15 protein-coding genes are annotated in these 13,044 nt (G+C 74.9%); 12 read left to right on the plus strand and 3 right to left on the minus strand.

Annotated elements, in window-relative coordinates:
* Positions 1 to 33: 33 nt before the first annotated feature.
* Genes BLW85_RS06360 through BLW85_RS06390 form a run of 7 tightly spaced genes read left to right on the plus strand, consistent with a single transcriptional unit; the run spans position 34 to position 6,378 of the window.
* Positions 34 to 936, plus strand: coding sequence for a phytanoyl-CoA dioxygenase family protein (locus BLW85_RS06360; RefSeq protein ID WP_079172274.1), 903 nt, complete (start codon positions 34 to 36; stop codon positions 934 to 936).
* Complete coding sequence (locus BLW85_RS06365) at positions 929 to 2,221, plus strand: MFS transporter (protein WP_244174822.1); 1,293 nt, start codon at positions 929 to 931, stop codon at positions 2,219 to 2,221. Before BLW85_RS06360 ends, BLW85_RS06365 begins: the two co-directional genes overlap by 8 nt.
* Positions 2,222 to 2,224: 3 nt before the next feature.
* The gene (locus BLW85_RS06370) at positions 2,225 to 3,160 is read left to right on the plus strand and encodes an NAD(P)/FAD-dependent oxidoreductase (RefSeq protein ID WP_074991336.1); all 936 of its coding nucleotides are present in this window, start codon (positions 2,225 to 2,227) and stop codon (positions 3,158 to 3,160) included.
* Positions 3,161 to 3,200: 40 nt separating this feature from the next.
* A complete protein-coding gene (locus BLW85_RS06375; RefSeq protein ID WP_208624817.1) occupies positions 3,201 to 4,118 on the plus strand; it encodes an SGNH/GDSL hydrolase family protein in 918 nt (305 codons plus the stop codon).
* A gap of 11 nt (positions 4,119 to 4,129) precedes the next feature.
* Positions 4,130 to 4,336: a hypothetical protein gene (locus BLW85_RS06380; protein ID WP_074991337.1), complete on the plus strand. Its 207-nt coding sequence runs from the start codon at positions 4,130 to 4,132 to the stop codon at positions 4,334 to 4,336.
* Position 4,337: 1 nt separating this feature from the next.
* Positions 4,338 to 6,194 (plus strand): carbamoyltransferase family protein, encoded by a 1,857-nt coding sequence (locus BLW85_RS06385; RefSeq protein ID WP_074991342.1) that lies wholly within the window; start codon positions 4,338 to 4,340, stop codon positions 6,192 to 6,194.
* Entirely contained in the window at positions 6,172 to 6,378 is a 207-nt protein-coding gene (locus BLW85_RS06390; protein WP_070026525.1) for a hypothetical protein, read from the plus strand. Before BLW85_RS06385 ends, BLW85_RS06390 begins: the two co-directional genes overlap by 23 nt.
* Positions 6,379 to 6,469: 91 nt before the next feature.
* On the opposite strand, the gene BLW85_RS06395 is transcribed toward BLW85_RS06390, so the two are convergent.
* Both BLW85_RS06395 and cds1 read right to left on the minus strand, forming a co-directional pair.
* Positions 6,470 to 7,096, minus strand: coding sequence for a class I SAM-dependent methyltransferase (locus tag BLW85_RS06395; protein WP_070026524.1), 627 nt, complete (start codon positions 7,094 to 7,096; stop codon positions 6,470 to 6,472).
* 47 nt (positions 7,097 to 7,143) lie between these two features.
* The gene (gene cds1 / locus BLW85_RS06400; protein WP_074991345.1) at positions 7,144 to 8,268 is read right to left on the minus strand and encodes an L-cysteine desulfhydrase Cds1; all 1,125 of its coding nucleotides are present in this window, start codon (positions 8,266 to 8,268) and stop codon (positions 7,144 to 7,146) included.
* Positions 8,269 to 8,579: 311 nt separating this feature from the next.
* Here cds1 and BLW85_RS06405 point away from each other — a divergent pair, with 311 nt between their 5' ends.
* From BLW85_RS06405 to BLW85_RS06425, 5 genes are all read left to right on the plus strand, one after another.
* Complete coding sequence (locus tag BLW85_RS06405; protein WP_070026522.1) at positions 8,580 to 8,903, plus strand: hypothetical protein; 324 nt, start codon at positions 8,580 to 8,582, stop codon at positions 8,901 to 8,903.
* Positions 8,904 to 9,225: 322 nt separating this feature from the next.
* Complete coding sequence (locus BLW85_RS06410; protein ID WP_107409076.1) at positions 9,226 to 9,864, plus strand: ATP-binding protein; 639 nt, start codon at positions 9,226 to 9,228, stop codon at positions 9,862 to 9,864.
* An 81-nt stretch (positions 9,865 to 9,945) separates the two neighbouring features.
* Positions 9,946 to 10,524, plus strand: a complete 579-nt coding sequence (locus tag BLW85_RS06415) for a TetR/AcrR family transcriptional regulator (RefSeq protein WP_074991346.1) — start codon at positions 9,946 to 9,948, stop codon at positions 10,522 to 10,524.
* Between the two features lie 14 nt (positions 10,525 to 10,538).
* Complete coding sequence (locus tag BLW85_RS06420) at positions 10,539 to 10,880, plus strand: hypothetical protein (protein ID WP_079172276.1); 342 nt, start codon at positions 10,539 to 10,541, stop codon at positions 10,878 to 10,880.
* Positions 10,877 to 11,785 carry a phosphotriesterase family protein gene (locus BLW85_RS06425; RefSeq protein WP_074995989.1) on the plus strand — a complete coding sequence of 303 codons (909 nt, stop codon included), beginning with the start codon at positions 10,877 to 10,879 and terminating at the stop codon, positions 11,783 to 11,785. Before BLW85_RS06420 ends, BLW85_RS06425 begins: the two co-directional genes overlap by 4 nt.
* Before the next feature lie 18 nt (positions 11,786 to 11,803).
* On the opposite strand, the gene BLW85_RS06430 is transcribed toward BLW85_RS06425, so the two are convergent.
* Positions 11,804 to 13,039 carry an ROK family protein gene (locus tag BLW85_RS06430; RefSeq protein ID WP_074991348.1) on the minus strand — a complete coding sequence of 412 codons (1,236 nt, stop codon included), beginning with the start codon at positions 13,037 to 13,039 and terminating at the stop codon, positions 11,804 to 11,806.
* Positions 13,040 to 13,044: the final 5 nt, after the last annotated feature.

Genomic DNA, 13,044 nt, shown 5'->3' on the forward strand with positions numbered 1-13,044 from the left:
CCCCGCACCCGCACCGCACCCTGGAGAGTGTCCGTGGCAGCCACCCAACTCCGAGACATCCGAAAGACCCGGCCCCTGCGCGTCCTGTCCCCCGCCGACTGGGAACACTGGACCACCAACGGCTATGTGATCGTCCGTCGGGCGGTGGCGCCGGACACCGTCGCCGCCCTCGCCGAGGGCCTGTGCTCCTTCCTCGACATGCGCCTCGACGACCCCGCCACCTGGACCTCCCCGCACACCGGCAACGACCGGCTGCCGGGCCACAGCGGACTGGTCGAGATGTACAACCACCAGGCGCAGTGGGACGCGCGGCAGACCCCGCGGGTGTACGAGGCCTTCGCCGACATCTGGGACCGCGCCGACCTGTGGGTCACCATCGACTTCGCCAACGTCAATCCCCCCAACCGGGGGCCGCGCGCCTTCGACGGGTTCATCCACTGGGACGTGGACACCTCCACCGACCCGCTGCCCGTGAGCTGCCAGGCGGTGCTCTCACTGACCCACGGCGACGAGGAGATCGGCGGCTTCCAGTGCGTGCCGGAGATCTTCGCGGAGTGGGAGAAGTGGGTGAGCGGCCAGCCCGCCGACCGCGACCCGTTCACCCCGGACATCACCGGATACACGATCACCACCCCGGAGGTCGCGCCCGGCGACCTCATCATCTTCAACAGCCTGCTGCCGCACGGCGTGCACCCCAACGTCTCCGCCGGCCGGGTGCGCATGGCCCAGTACCTGACCATGGCGCCCGCCTGGGAGGACCACGCCGACCTGCGGGAGGCCCGGGTGCGGTTCTGGCGCGACCGCGTCCCGCCGCATCCGCCCGAGGGCGGAATCCGCAAGGCCGAGGCCGATCTGTACGGCCCGGCGGCGCTGACGGAACTCGGCGAGCGCCTCCTGGGCCTGCGGACCTGGGCCGAGGGGAGGGTTGTTGGCTAGCACCACCCGCCCCCTCGCCCCGCACCGCGCGAGCGCGGACCTGGGCCGTCCGTTCCGCTGGCTGTGGGCGTCCACGGCCGCCTCCAACGCGGGCGACGGCATCACCCGCACGCTGCTGCCGCTGCTGGTCGTCGCCCATCACCCGGACCCCGCCGCGGTGGCCGGGCTGACCACCGTCAACATGCTGCCCTGGCTGCTGTTCGCCCTCCCGGCCGGGGTCCTCGCCGACCGCGTGGACCGGCGGCGCATCGTCCTCGTCAGCAACGTGGTCCGCGGCGCGGCCCTGCTCGGCGCGGCCCTGGTGCTCGCCACCGACCGTCCGCTGCCGCTGCTGTACGCGCTGGCGTTCCTCCTCGGCGTCGCCGAGACCCTCGCCGACACCGCGGCGCCCGCGATGCTGCCGCGCCTGGTCGAGGCACGGCACCTGGAACGCGCCAACGGACGGCTGTCGGCGGCCCAGATCGTGCTCAACGAGATGGTCGGACCGCCCGTCGCGGGCCTGCTCGCCGGGCTGACCGCGGCGGCCGCCCTCGCCACCGGCGGCACCCTGTACGCCCTGGCCGCGCTGCTGCTCCTGGGCCTCGCCCCGCTCGCCGGTACCCGGCCGGCACCGGCACCGCCCGGCGTGCGCGACGGGGTGCTGCGCGACATCCGACAGGGCCTGCGCTTCGTCCTCGGGCACCGCACCCTGCGCCGCACGCTCGCCGCGAGCGCCCTGTACGGCCTGGTGTTCTCCGCGACGTTCTCGATGCTGGTGCTGCTGAGCGAGCGCACCCTGCGGCTGGGCGAGACCGGCTACGGGCTGCTGCTCGCCGCGGGGTCGGTCGGCGCCGTCGCCGGCAGCTGGCTGGCACCCCGCGCCGCCGACCGGCTGCCCACCGTACGGCTGGCCCGCTGGTCCCTGGCCGGCTCGGGGGCCGCCTACGTGATCCTCGGCCTGGTCCGCCGGCCCGAACTGACCGCGCTCGCCCTCGCCGTCAACGGCGTCTTCATGATGGGCTGGAACATCCCCGTGATGTCCCTGCGCCAGCGGCTCACCCCGGAGGACCTCCAGGGCCGGGTGATGAGCGTGTCCCGGCTGTGCTCGTGGGGCAGCATGCCCGTCGGAGCGACCCTGGGCGGCCTGCTCGCCGCCGCGCTGACCGTGCCCGCGGTGTTCGTGGTGTGCGGCGGCGTCCTGGTCCTCGGCGCCCTGCTCCTGCTCGCCCGTCTGCACGACGAACCCCCCGCGCCCGCGGCGCCCGCCGCACCACTTCCGTCCGGCCGACTCGATGACGAGGGATGACCATTGGACACGCAGCTCTATGACACGGTGATCGTCGGCGGCGGGCCCGCCGGTCTGAACGGCGCGCTCTACCTGGGCCGGTCACGCCGCCGGGTACTGCTCGTCGACTCCGGCGACGCCCGCAACATGGCCGCGGGCGTCATGCACAACGTCCTCACCAACGACGGCGCGGCCATCGCCGACTTCCGGGCCCGCGCCCGCGCCCAACTCGCCTCCTACGACGTCGCGTTCCGCGACGACGAGGTGGTGTCCGCCGAGTCCGGCGGCGACCACGTGGTGGTCACCGCCAAGGAGTCCGGCACCGTCCGCGCCCGCACCCTGCTGTACGCCGCCGGGGTCCGCTCGGTGCTGCCCCCGGTCCCGGGCCTCGCCCCGCTGTGGGGCAAGGCCGTCTTCGAGTGCCCGTACTGCCACGCCTGGGAGGTGCGCGAGCGCCGCTTCGCCGTCTACGGCGGCGGGGTGCCCAGCGAGTGCCTGGCCTCGACCCTGACCGTGTGGTCCGATGACATCACCTACCTCGCCGGCGGGCGCGCGCTGCCGGCGGACGAACAGGACCGGCTCGCCGCCGCGAAGGTGCCCGTCCTCACCGAGGGCGTCCGCGAGCTGCGGCCGCACCCGGAGGGCCTGGAGGTCGTCTTCGCCGACGGCCGGACCGCCTCCTACGGGGCGATGTTCCTGCACCTCGACATCGAGCCCCGGGTGGCCCCGCTGCGCCCCTGGCTGACGGCCCCGGACCTGGAGTCCGTGCAGACCGACGACCGGGGCCGCACCAGCCTGCCCCGCCTGTACGTCGCCGGGGACCTCGGCCGGAACATGCAGCAGGCCGCCATGGCCGCGGCCAGCGGCGGACTGGCCGCCATGGCCATCAACGCCGATCTGATCCGCGAGGACCGCCCCGGCTCCCTGCCCGAGCCGCCGCCCCCGGCCCCGGCCCGCTGAGCACCCGCCCACCCCACCCACGCCAGGGAGCCCCTTCGCGATGACCTCACCCCGCGCCGAGTTCGCCCCGCACATGGAGCACTACACCTTCGTCCTGGAGGACCAGCCGTATCTGGGCTACTTCCAGTACGGCAACGAGAAGACGCCCGTCTACACCACCGACCGGCACGGCTTCCGGGTCACCCCGGGCCCCGACGGGCAGCGGGCCACGGTCGGCGACGACCGCCCGGACGGCCCGGCGCGGGTCCTCGCGGGCAGCTCCGCGGTCTTCGGCGTGGGCGCCACCGGGGACGCGGCCACGATCACCGCCCGCCTGTGGAACGCCCACGCGCCCCGCCTGCCGTGGCTCAACCTGTCGGGCCAGAGCCACAACTCGGCCCAGGAACTGCTGCTGTTCACCCTCTTCCAGCACGAACTGCCGCCCATCGAGGACATCGTGCTGCTGTCCGGCGTCAACAACCTGGTGCTGAGCAGGCTGCCCGAGGAGAAGCAGGGCCGGCACGGCGCCTTCTTCGACTGCGGCCCCGCCCCCGAGGTCGTTCCGCCGCCCGAGCAACGCGTCGCGCACAGCACCGAGTTGACGCTACGTCACCTCGCCGGCTGGAAGACGCTCGCGGACGGTCTCGGAGCCCGGCTGACCTTCGTGCTCCAGCCGCTCGCCCCCTGGGTGCGCGAGGAACCGCTGCCCCGGGAGAAGCTGCTCTTCGACGAGCTGGACGAGGTCTCCAACTTCCGCCGGTTCCACAACGACATCTCCACCATGGCGGTCGGCCGCGCCTACGCCGAGCGGCTGTCCGCGGGATGCGCCCGGCTCGGCGTGCCCTTCCTGGACATGAACGTGGCGCTCGGCGAGGCCGCCGCGCCCGGGGACTGGCTGTTCATCGACCGTGTGCACAGCACGGATCTCGGCTACGACCTGGTGGCCCGGCAGCTCGCCCACCACCTCGACCTGGCATGAGGAGCCCCTCGATGCGCGACCCGATGAGCGAGGACGGCGGGGCGGCGCCCGCCCCGGCGGTCCACCGCCTCTCCGCCTGGCTGCGCCGCCGCGGCCGCACCCGGCCGTCCGCTCCCGCCGATCCGCCGGAGCGGCCCGCGGACCCGCCCGCGCCACCGCCGCCGTCCCGGCTGCGCCCGCAGCCCGAGGACGACGCCTCCGTCTACCCCCTGTTCTGACATGGGCACCGGCAGGGGCGGCGGCCCGGTCCTGGGCATCTCCGCCTACTACCACGACAGCGCGGCGGCCCTGGTGGCGGACGGCGTCCCGGTCGCGGCGGCCCAGGAGGAGCGGTTCACCCGGCGCCGGCACGACCCCGGCTTCCCCGCCCACGCCGTCCGCTCCTGCCTGGACCTGGGCGGACTGCGCCTCGACGAGCTGGCGGCCGTGGCGTTCTACGAGGACCCGGCGCTGAAGTTCCGCCGGGTCCTGGCCACCTGGCTGGCGACCGCCCCGCACGGCTACCCCGTGTTCCGGCGCTCGTTCCCGCAGTGGGCCGGCTGGAAGCGGCGGGCGCTGGAGGACGTGCGGGCCCGCCTGCGCGAGCTGGCGCGGGGCCGGCCGCTCCCGCCGCTGGTGGCCTACCGGCACCACGCCTCGCACGCCGCGTCGGCCTTCTACCCGAGCCCCTACCCCTCGGCCGCGGTGCTCTGCGTCGACGGGGTGGGCGAGTGGGCGACGACGACCCTGTGGCACGGCCGGGACACCCGGCTCGTCCCGCTCGCGGAGCTGCGCTTCCCGCACTCGCTCGGCATGCTGTACTCCGCGTTCACCTACTTCTGCGGCTTCAAGGTCGACTCGGGCGAGTACAAGCTGATGGGCCTCGCCCCCTACGGCACGCCCCGCTACGCGCCTCTGATCCGGCAGCGGCTGATCGATGTGAAGGACGACGGCTCGTTCCGCCTGGACCTGCGCTACTTCACCTTCCAGTACGGGCTGACCATGGTCGGCCGGGCCTTCGAGGAGCTGTTCGACGGGCCCCGCCGGGCACCGGAAGGGCCCCTCACGGAAAGGGAGTTCGACCTGGCGGCGTCCGTGCAGCAGGTCACCGAGGAGGTGCTGCTGCGGCTGGCCCGCACCGCCCTGCGCCGCACCGGGGAACGGCGGCTGTGCCTGGCCGGCGGAGTCGCGCTCAACTGCGTGGCCAACGGCCGGCTGCTCGCCGAGGGCGTGTGCGACGAACTCTGGGTCCAGCCGGCGGCCGGCGACGCGGGCGGGGCGCTCGGCGCGGCCCTGGCCGAGTCGCACCGCCGGGGCGCGCCCCGCGCCCATGTGCGGGAGGGCGCGGACGCGATGGCGGGCGCACTGCTCGGCCCCGGCCATGACGACCGCGAGATCGAGGAGTTCCTGGCACGCGGCGGCTACACCGCCGTACGGCTGCCGGAGCGGGAACTGGTCGAGCGGGTGGCGGCGGAGCTGGCGCGGGGCCGGGTGGTGGGCTGGTTCCAGGGGCGGATGGAGTTCGGCCCGCGGGCGCTGGGCAACCGGTCGATCCTCGCCGACCCGCGCGATCCGGCCATGCAGTCCACCCTCAACCTCAAGACCAAGTTCCGCGAGTCCTTCCGCCCGTTCGCCCCCGCCGTGCCGGCCGAGGACGCAAAGGACTGGTTCGATCTGCCGCGGGAGAGCCCCTACATGCTGCTGACGGCGCAGGTGGCCGCGGCCCGGCGACGGGAGTGCGGGGCCGAGGCCGACGGCGCCCGGGGCCTGGACCTGCTGCGCGTGCCGCGCTCGACGGTCCCGGCGGTCACCCATGTCGACGGCTCGGCCCGGGTGCAGACGGTGACGGCCGGGCACAACCCGCGTTTCCACGCGCTGCTCACCGCCTTCCGGGAGCGCACGGGCTGCCCGGTGCTGGTGAACACGTCCTTCAACGTGCGCGGGGAGCCGATCGTGCGCGACCCGGCGGAGGCGTACGCCTGCTTCATGCGCACCCGGATCGATCTCCTGGTCCTCGGCGACCACCTCCTGGACAAGCGCGAGCAGCCCGCGTGGCGGGAGGAGGGCGACTGGCGTGCCACGATCCCGAGGGACTGAACGGCTGCTCCGACTGGGCCTGGCCGCCCTGTACTTCGCGGTGCTCACCCCGGCGGGGCTGTGCGTCCGGGCGGTGCGGGACCCGCTGCGGCGCGCCTGGGACCCCGACCGGGCGAGCTATCTGGAGCCTCCGGCCGGCATCCGGCCGCCCGCACGGGCGCCCCGAAGACGCACCGACGGCTGACGCCGCGCCCGGTGTCCGCCCGCACCGGCCGGGCGGCCCGCGGCCGGCCGGCGCACCGGCACGCGGGACGGCCCCGGGTCCGGCCGGGAGGTCATCCGCCGTCGGGGCGGGTCGCCGAGACCAGCACCACGCGGCGCGTGCCGAGGGCCAGTACCCGGGACGTGGCGCCGGTGAATCCGCGGGCCTCGGTCCAGTCGCTCGCCTCCCGCGCGTCGGCGGGCAACGGCACGTCCCCGGCGAGGAGTTCGGCGAAGCGCGGCGAGGGGCGGAAGTGCGTGGCCAGGGGCAGCGAGAACCCCACCCGGCCGCCCGGCCGCAGCGCGCGCCGCCAGTCGGCCAGGGCCCGGGCGCCCAGGAAGTGCAGCGAGGACGCGCAGAACACGACGTCGAGCGAGTGATCGGGGACCGGCAGTGGTACGGCGTCCCCCACCCGCCAGTCGATCGCCCGGGCGCTCGCCGTACCGGCGGCGCGGGCCCGGCCGACCGCGACCATGCCCGGGGAGAGGTCGACGGCCAGGACGGGCTGCGCCGAGGCGGGCCGTGCGCGGGCCAGCTGGAGGGCGACGGCGCCGGCTCCGCACGCCACGTCGGCGACCGCGTCGTCCGCGCCCGGGGCCACCCGGTCGATCAGGGCACGGGCGATCTCCTCGTGGTGCGCGTGGTCGTAGCTGTCGGCCAGCTCGTCGAAGACACCGGCCAGCTCTGCGCTCTGGATCACCGTCCGATCGTAGCCGCACGCCCCGGGCCCTTCCGGGCGCACACCTCTCAGTCCGGCCACACGCCCGTGGCCAGCAGGGAGTCGATCGCCGCCGCGTACGGTGCGATGTCCAGGCCCTGCTGGGCGAGCCAGGCGTCCGAGTAGTACTTGTCGAGGTACCGGTCGCCCGGATCGCACAGCAGGGTGACGACGCTGCCGGTGCGGCCCGCGGCCACCATCTCGGAGACGATCTTCAGCGCGCTCCACAGCCCGGTCCCGGTGGAGCCGCCCGCCTTGCGGCCGATCGCCCGCTCCAGGGCCCGTACGGCGGCGACGCTGGCCGCGTCCGGGACCTTCATCATCCGGTCGATCGCGCCGGGCACGAAGCTCGGTTCCATGCGCGGCCGGCCGATGCCCTCGATCCGGGAGCCGCAGTCGCAGGTGACGTCCGGGTCGCCGGTGGTCCAGCCATCGAAGAAACAGGAGTTGTCGGGGTCGGCGACGCAGATGCGGGTGTCGTACTGCATGTAGTGCACATAGCGCGCGAGCGTCGCCGAGGTGCCGCCGGTGCCCGCCGTGGCCACGATCCACGCCGGCTCCGGGAACCGCTCCAACTCCAGCTGGCGGAAGATGGATTCGGCGATGTTGTTGTTGCCGCGCCAGTCGGTGGCCCGTTCGGCGTAGGTGAACTGGTCCATGTAGTGGCCGCCGGTCTCCACCGCGAGGCGGGCCGACTCCTCGTACATCTTCCGGGAGTCGTCCACGAAGTGGCACCGCCCGCCGTGGAACTCGATCAGACGGCACTTCTCGGCGCTGGTCGTGCGGGGCATGACCGCGATGAAGGGCACCCCGATCAGCTTGGCGAAGTATGCCTCGGAGACGGCGGTGGAGCCGCTGGAGGCCTCGATCACCGGGCGCCCGGGGCGGATCCAGCCGTTGCAGAGGCCGTAGAGGAACAGGGAGCGGGCGAGACGGTGCTTGAGGCTGCCGGTGGGGTGCGTCGACTCGTCCTTCAGATAGAGGTCGATGCCCCAGCGCTCGGGCAGCGGGAAACGCAGCAGGTGCGTGTCCGCCGAGCGGTTGGCGTCGGCCTGCACCTTGCGCACGGCCTCCTTCAGCCAGCCGCGGTAGGCGGGATCGCTGCGGTCGACGTCGAGGGTGGCGCCGGTCCGGATCTGTGGGGTGATGCTCACGGCGGGGCTCCTTACGCTCTGCGCCGACGGCGCCCGTGGCGGCCGGCACCTTGAGCATAGGCATCTTTCAGACCGCTTCCCACCTGCATAAACGCATCTTTGGAGGGCCCAAAGCGACCCTGGGGCACAGGTGTACGAGAGGGCAGGCTCGGCTGAGCGCGTGCTCCGGGCCGCTGTTCCGCGCGCCCCCGCGCGCACTGGTGCTCGGTGCCGCGGCGCGGCAGACTGCACGCGTGCGGGACGATGGTCCCGCACGCGAACGGGGGCGCACACCGGAACACGGGAACACGCGCACAAGGGGGCGGCGAGGGATGGCGGAGCCGGAGTTCACTGCCAAGGGCGTGCGGATCGGCAAACGCATGCGTTCGCTCACCCGGGCCGGACAGGTCCGGATCAGCGACGGCAGGGTGGAGTTGCTCAACAGCTACGGCAGCGAGATCGACAGCGCACCGGTGCAGGCGGTGCGCGCCTCCAAACCGTGGTTCGCCCCGGACGACAAGGCACTGGCCGACCTGAACGGCGAGCGGTACCTGCTGACCCTGGGCGAGCAGGACCCGGCTCCCGGCGAACCGGGGCCGCCGGCGGCCCGCCGGTTCATCGAAGCGGTCCGCCGCGCCGCGGGACGCGGCGGCTGAGCGCCCCGGCCGGCCGGCGGCGCCCGGGGCGGCGCCTGCGGACTCCGCGCCGGGTCCGCCCGCCCCGGCCGGGACGGGGCGTGCCCGGTGCCGCGACGCCCGCGTGATCTCCCGCCCTGTCCGTACGGATGCGGCGAGTTGCGCGCGGGTGCCCCCTGCGCCACGCTGGTCTCACGTCACTCTGGGTTTACCGGCGATAACGCTGCGAACCAGCCCGCCGGCCTCGACAGCAGGCGGCCGCTTTCCCGGGGGGCCTGCTGGATCCGTTGTTCTCCGTGTTTTGCCGGTTCCCTTCCGGACCTCACATCGGGGAGTCGCAGCCGTGATCAGTTACCCAAGCAGGCACTGCACGGTGGAGCTCCAAGCCCTGCCGTCGCGGATCGGCCAGGTCCGCAGAATCGTATCTGCGCAATTGCGCTACTGGCATCTCGACCCATTGATAGACCGTGCCGCGCTCGGCGTGACGGAGCTGCTCAGCAACGTCCACCGGCACGCCAGACCCGACAAGTCGTGCACCGTGGAGCTGGAGTTCGCGCCGGACCGGCTCACGGTGTCGGTGCGCGACCACGACCCGCGCCTGCCGGTACCGGCCGACGACGCGGACCCGGCCGACGCCACACCGCTCGCGACCTGCGGGCGGGGCCTGGCGATGGTGGCCGCGGTGAGCGAGAGCTGGGGCGCGCGGCCGGACGGCGACAACGGGAAGGTCGTCTGGTTCACCCTGCCGGCGACCCCCGGCCGACCGGCCCGTACGCCCTGCCCCGCACCGGAACACCAGCCGGTGCCGGTGCCGGCCGAGACCGTCGCCACGGTGCGGGCGAGCGTCACGGCGGGCACCGTCGCGACCGCCGGGGCCGTCGCCACGACGAGCGCCGCCGCTTCGGCGGGGACCGCCACGGCGCCGCGGACACCGGTCCCCGCGGCAGCCTCGGCCGCGAGCGGTGGCGGCGGGCCCCGCTGACCGGCCCACGGGCGCCCGGCGGGCGGGCGGCACACCCGCCCGCCGGGCCCGGGCACCACGCCGATCACTGTATCTACCAGTATGTACACTGCTCGCATGAGCACCTCCGAACGACTGATCGAGTCCACCCGCGAGCTGCTGTGGGAGCGCGGGTACGTGGGCACCAGCCCCAAGGCGATCCTGGAACGCGCGGGAGCCGGCCAGGGCAGCATGTACCACCACTTCAAGGGCAAGCCGGACCTCGCCCTGACGGCGATCCGGCGGACCGCCGAGGAGCTGCGGGCCGCAGCCGAGCGCTCCCTGGGCGGGCCGGGCACGCCCTACGAGCGCATCGTGGCGTATCTGCGGCGCGAGCGTGCGGTGCTGCGCGGCTGCCCGATCGGCCGGCTGACCATGGACCCGGACGTGATGGCGAGCGACGAGCTGCGCGCCCCGGTGGACGAGACGCTCACCTGGATCCGGGAACGGATCGCGGGGATCGTCGAAGAGGGCAAGGCGCAGGGGCAGTTCGCGCCGGAGCTGGACGGCGGGCAGATCGGCGCGGCCGTCCTCGCGACCGTGCAGGGCGGCTATGTGCTCGCCCGCGCCGCCGGTTCCCCGGCCGCCTTCGACACGGCCGTCGACGGCCTCCTCGCCCTGCTCGCACCGCGCACCGCCTGAGGAGGGACGACTCGATGCACGCGACGCCGTACGGAATGACGCTCCCCGCGGACCACGACACCGACGTCCTCCGCGCCCGCGCCGACCGGCTCGGGCACCCGCCGGACGACCGGGACGGCCCCGGCTACGCCGAAGGCACCGGCACCCGCGCGCGGTTCGCCGTACGGCGGCGGCAAACGGTCCCGCAGGGAGCGGACTTGCCGGGGCCGAGGGCGGCCGTCGACCCGCACCACCGGGAGCTGGTCCGCTTCTCCCCCTGGGAGCACGACGCCCCCGGGGCCGAGGGCGACCTCGTCCGGGTGCCGCGTCCGTCCGCCCCCGGGCGCGACCGGCTCCCCCGCGGCCGGCAGTGGTGAGCCGGGTCCGCACGGTCCTCGGCGACCTCGCTCCCGAGCGGCTGGGCGTCTGCGACGCGCACGACCACCTCTTCCTGCGCAGCAGGCAGTTGCCGGGCCAGGAGCTGGACGACGCCGACGCCGCACGGGCCGAGCTGGAGGCCTTCCGGGCGGCGGGCGGCGCGGCCGTCGTGCAGTGGACGCCGCACGGCATGGGGCGACGAGCGGCGGATCTCGCCGGCCTGTCCCGGGCGACGGGGGTGCACCTGGTCTGCGCGACCGGGCTGCACCAGGCACCGCACACGGCACCGGAGCGGGTGGCGCGGCTGCGGGGCCGGCTGGCGGAGGTGTTCGTCGCCGAACTGACCGAGGGCATCGGCACGACCGGGGTGCGCGCCGGGCTGATCAAGGTGGCGGGCGGCTTCCACGGACTCGACGAACACGCCCGTTGGACGATGACGGCGGCGGCCGAGGCACACCACGCCACCGGCGCGCCCATCGCCGTCCATCTGGAGCTGGGCACCGGCGCGCTCGACGTACTGGACCTGCTCTGCGGCGAGTTGGAGGTTCCCGGGGAGCGGGTGGTCCTCGGCCATCTGAACCGCTTCCCCGATCCGGTGGTGCACCGGCAGGCCGCCGCGTCCGGCTGCTGGCTCGCCTTCGACGGTCCGTCCCGCGCCCACCACCCGACCGACTGGCGGATGCCGGCCGCCGTGCGGTCCCTCGCCGAGGCCGGGTACGGCGACCGGCTGCTGCTCGGCGGGGACACGGTGACCGCCGGGGCCCGCTCGGTCGACGGCGGGCCCGGGATGCCGTACCTGCTGCGGCGGGTACGGCCGCGGCTGGCGGAGGAGTTGGGGCCGGACCTGGTGGACCGGATCCTCACCGAGCACCCGTCGCGGGCGTTCGCGGTCGACTGGAAGTAGGCGGCGCCGCGCGGGAGTTCAGCGCAGCGCGCCCAACGGGTCGTCCAGCACCGGCTGCCAGGCCAGTTCGGCCGCCCCGACCAGGCTGTTGTGGTCGAGGGTGCAGGGCAGGATCGGCACGCCGCCGCTCTGCCCCCACAGGCTGCGGTCGGCGACGACCGCGCGCAGCCGGCTCGGGTCGGCGCCCAGCAGGGTGCGGTGCAGCCCGCCGAGGATGATGCGGTCGGGGTTCAGGATGTTGACGAGACCGGCGAGACCGAGCCCGAGCCGGTCGATCAGTGCCTCGGCGGCCCTGCGCACGGCGGGGTCGCCGTACTGGTTGAGCAGCAGGTCGTTGGCCTGCTGGAGCAGGGACACCTCGGGGCCCGGTTCGCGGCCCGCCTCCACGAGCAGCGCCAGCGGGTCCGCCTCCACGTCCAGGCAGCCCCGGCCGCCGCAGTGACAGGGGCGGCCCTCCGGGTTGACGGTCAGATGGCCGACCTCCAGGGCGAGCCCCGAACTGCCGGTGTGCAGCCGGCCGTCGAGGACCAGGGCGCCGCCGACGCCCCGGTGCCCGGTGGCCACGCACAGCAGGTCGCGGGCGCCCCGGCCGGCGCCGTGCCGGTGTTCGGCGAGCGCCGCGAGGTTGACGTCGTTGCCCGCGAAGGCGGGCCCGGTGATGCCCGCCGCGCGCACGCACTCGGCGAAGATGCGGCGGACGGGGGCGCCGACGGCCCAGGCCAGGTGCAGCGGATTGAGGGCGAGGCCGTCGGGTTCGGCGACGGCGGACGGCACGGCGAGTCCGGCGCCGACACAGCGGCGGCCGGTGTCGCGCAGCAGTTCCACGCCCGCCTCGACGACCGAGCCGAGCACCTTCGCCGGGTCGGCCTCCACGGTCTGGCAGCCGGGCGCGGTGGCCACGATCCGCCCGCCGAGGCCGACCAGGGCGGCCCGGAAACCGTCGGCGTGCACCTGCGCGGCCAGCGCCACCGGGCCGTCCTCGGCGACGTCCAGCCGGTGCGAGGGGCGGCCCTGGGAGCCGGCCGCGGCGGCCGGCCGGACGTCCACCCGGATCAGACCGAGGGCCTCCAGCTCGGCGGCGACCGCACCGGCCGTGGCCCGGGTGACGCCGAGTTCCGCGGTGAGCACCGCCCGGGTCGGCGCCCGCCCGGTGTGCACCAGCTCCAGCGCGGGACCGAGCGCGCCCCGCCCCCGGTCCAGCCGCGCCCTGGTGGTCCTCTCCCCCGCCGCCCGGGGTTCCGCCTTGCCGCTCATGAGGG

The organism is Streptomyces misionensis (genome assembly GCF_900104815.1).
Lineage (GTDB): Bacteria > Actinomycetota > Actinomycetes > Streptomycetales > Streptomycetaceae > Streptomyces > Streptomyces misionensis.